Genomic DNA, 3324 nt, shown 5'->3' on the forward strand with positions numbered 1-3324 from the left:
CGCTGCTGCACTGGACCCGCCGCATGATCGAGATCCGCAAACAGAACCCCGCCTTCGGCCTCGGCTCCTACACCGAACTCCCCTCCTCCAACCCGGCCGTCATCGCCTTCCTGCGCGAGTACAAAGATGATCTGGTGCTGTGCGTGCACAATTTCTCCCGCTTCGCCCAGCCCACCGAGCTCGACCTGCAGACCTTCGACGGACGGCACCCGGTGGAACTGATCGGCGGCGTACGCTTCCCCGCCATCGGCCAGCTCCCCTACCTCCTGACCCTCGCGGGCCACGGCTTCTACTGGTTCCGACTGCGCAAGGACACCGCGTAAGCGCTCCGCTGGAAACGCGGTCCGGAATCTGCGGGCCCGCCCGTGGCTGGTCGCGCAGTTCCCCGCGCCCCTTACGGGGCGCGGTACCGCACCGGACTTCGGCAAGTCCGCCCAGACGCCACGTAGAGCCCGCGCAGAACGCGCCAAGGACGCCTTGTAACAGTGCGGGGCGGTTTCTCCCGCCCCGCCCTGGGCACGCATCAGTAACACCCCGCCCCCGGGGAAAGGACGCGACGCCATGTCGGAAGCCGTCACCCGCCCCGCCACCACAGGCCCGGGCCTTCTCGCGTCCCTCGATCCACTGCTGCGCGAATGGCTGCCGAGGCAGCGGTGGTTCGCGGGCAAAGGGCGTCCCGTGACCGGGTTCTCGCTGGTCGCGGCGACGGAACTACTGCCCTGGAACGCGAAGCTGGGGCTGCTCCATCTGCTCGTCCGGGCACATCAGCCGCTGTTGCCCGCTCAAGGTGCGCTCGCGCACCCCGGCGACTGCTACCAGCTCCTGATCGGAGTGCGCGAGACGCTGCCGCCACGGCTGGCGCCCGCGCTGATCGGCCATCCGGAGCAGGGGCCGCTGGCCGGGCGGACGGTGTACGAGGCGCTGCACGACCCGCGGCCCGCCGATGTGCTCCTGGAGGCGCTGCGGACGAGGGCGCACATCGGCGAGCTGCGCTTCGAGCGCGATCCACGGCAGGAGCTCCGGGAAGACCTGGTGCCGCGGCTGGTGACGGCCGAGCAGTCCAACTCCTCGATCGTCTATGGAGATACGTTCATCCTGAAGCTGTTGCGCCGGGTCGTGCCCGGGATCAACCCCGACCTGGAGCTGCCGCTGGCGCTGGCCCGCGAGGACTGCCCCGGGGTGCCCGCGCCCGCCGGATGGATGCTCACGGACCTGGCCGGCGACACGTACGTACTGGGCGTGCTGCAACACTTCGTGCGGGGAGCCACGGACGGCTGGGACCTCGCGTTGCGCGGGCTCGCCAAGGGTGAGGACTTCAGCGGTGAGGCGCGTGCGCTCGGGCGGGCCACCGCCGCGGTGCACACGGCGCTGGCCCGAGCACTGCCCACGGTCACCCTGGGCCGAGGGCAGATGGAGACGCTGGTCGACGGTATGACCGGGCGGCTCGACGCGGCCGTCCAGGCGGTGCCCGCACTGCGGCCGTACGTGCCCGGTCTGCGTTCCGCGTTCGAGGCGCTCGCCGAGCTGGCCGCGGAGGGCGAGACCTGGACCGCCCAGCGGATACACGGTGATCTGCACCTCGGGCAGTGTCTGCGGGCTCCGTCCGGCCGCTGGTCGCTGATCGACTTCGAGGGCGAGCCGTCGAAGCCGCTCACCGAGCGCCGGTTGCCGCAGCCGACCGCGCGGGACGTCGCGGGCATGCTCCGCTCGTTCGACTACGCGGCGCACTCCCTCCCCCAAGCTCTCGGCTCCGCCGGAGGGACCCCCACGCCGGTCACGCCCGACTGGGCCGACACCTGCCGGGCCGCGTACTGCACCGGTTACGCCGAGGTCAGCGGGCGCGATCCGCGTTCCGATCCCGTGCTGCTGCGTGCGTACGAGACGGACAAGGCGATCTACGAAGTCGTGTACGAGGCGCGCCACCGGCCCGACTGGCTGCCCGTACCCCTGAACGCCGTCCGCCGTCTGGCCGATACCGCGGCGTCCTGATCCGCCGCCCCGCCTGCCGCCCCTCCCCACTTCACGCCCGCCCGCCCAGGAGGCCCCGCCCGTGACCCCCCGCTCCAACCCACCCGCCAAGAAGCCGAAGAGCCCGAAGGCCGGCAAGGCAACGAAGAAGATCCCCAACCCGGCGGTGGCCCCGGACTCCCGGCCGCAGGAGGCCGCGCGGCCCGCCGAGGCCGCGCAGGCCGCGGTGGAGCGCGTGCGATCCGAGGCGGCGGCAGCGCGGGAAGGCGCGGACGGAGGTCCCGAGGCAGGGGCGGACGGGGGTCCCGAGGCAGGAGCGGCCGTGGAGCCCGGCGGGGGCGGAGAGGTACGCCCGGCCGTACTGGATCGCGGGGACCGGGAGCGGTTGCTCGGCGGCGCGCATCATGACCCGCACTCCGTGCTCGGGGCACATCCGGTGTCGGATGGTGTGGTCTTCCGGGCTCTGCGGCCCTACGCGCTGTCCGTGACCGTGGTCGCCGAGGGCCTGCGGGCCGAACTGCACGACGACGGGGACGGGTTCTTCTCCACGGTGCTGCCGCTGCGGGAGGTACCGGAGTACCGGCTGCTGGTGGAGTACGACGGGACGGTCCAGGACACCGAGGACGCCTACCGTTTTCTGCCCTCGATCGGCGAGTTCGACCTGCACCTGTTCGGCGAGGGCCGCCACGAGCAGCTGTGGAAGGCACTGGGCGCCGAACCGATGGTGCACCAGGGTGTCACCGGCACCCGCTTCACGGTGTGGGCGCCGAACGCGCGCGGCGTGCGGCTGGCCGGGACCTTCAACTTCTGGGACGCCACCGCGTACCCGTTGAGGTCGCTGGGATCCTCCGGGGTGTGGGAGCTGTTCGTCCCCGGGGTCGGCGAGGGCGAGCTCTACAAGTTCGAGATCACCCGGCCCGACGGCTCCAAGACCCTGCGCGCCGACCCGATGGCCCGCCGCACCGAGGTCCCGCCCCAGACGTCGTCCATCGTGCACACGTCCCACCACCGGTGGGAAGACGAGGAGTGGATGGCCCGACGGGCGGACAGGCCGGCCCACGAGGCACCGTTCTCGGTGTACGAGGTCCATCTGGCCTCCTGGCGCCCCGGACTGACCTACCGCCAGCTCGCGGAGCAGCTCCCCGGATACGTCACGGACCTGGGCTTCACGCACGTGGAGCTGATGCCGGTCGCCGAGCACCCCTTCGGCGGCTCCTGGGGCTACCAGGTCACCGGTTTCTACGCGCCCACCGCCCGTCTCGGCACCCCCGACGACTTCAAGTACCTCGTCGACGCGCTGCACCGGGCCGGCATCGGCGTGATCATGGACTGGGTGCCCGCCCACTTCCCGCGCGA

General features: G+C 71.9%; 3 protein-coding genes. All 3 read left to right on the forward strand.

What is annotated here, in order from left to right; translation table 11 throughout:
* The coding region (locus FE633_RS46740) for an alpha-glucosidase C-terminal domain-containing protein (protein ID WP_171060415.1) at positions 1-323 on the forward strand (323 nt) is incomplete at its 5' end.
* Between the two features lie 238 nt (positions 324-561).
* Entirely contained in the window at positions 562-1989 is a 1428-nt protein-coding gene (locus FE633_RS46745; protein WP_138051236.1) for a maltokinase N-terminal cap-like domain-containing protein, read from the forward strand.
* A partial coding sequence (locus tag FE633_RS46750) for a GlgB N-terminal domain-containing protein (protein ID WP_425473337.1) occupies positions 1973-3324 on the forward strand: 1352 nt, incomplete at its 3' end. The genes FE633_RS46745 and FE633_RS46750, both read left to right, overlap by 17 nt.

Source organism: Streptomyces montanus (assembly GCF_005786655.1).
In the GTDB taxonomy this organism is placed as follows: Bacteria; Actinomycetota; Actinomycetes; order Streptomycetales; family Streptomycetaceae; genus Streptomyces; species Streptomyces sporangiiformans.

Coding starts and splice junctions, on each gene's coding strand:
- FE633_RS46745 (WP_138051236.1), top strand. CDS start 562: ATGTCGGAAGCCGTCACCCGCCCCGCCACCACAGGCCCGGGCCTTCTC.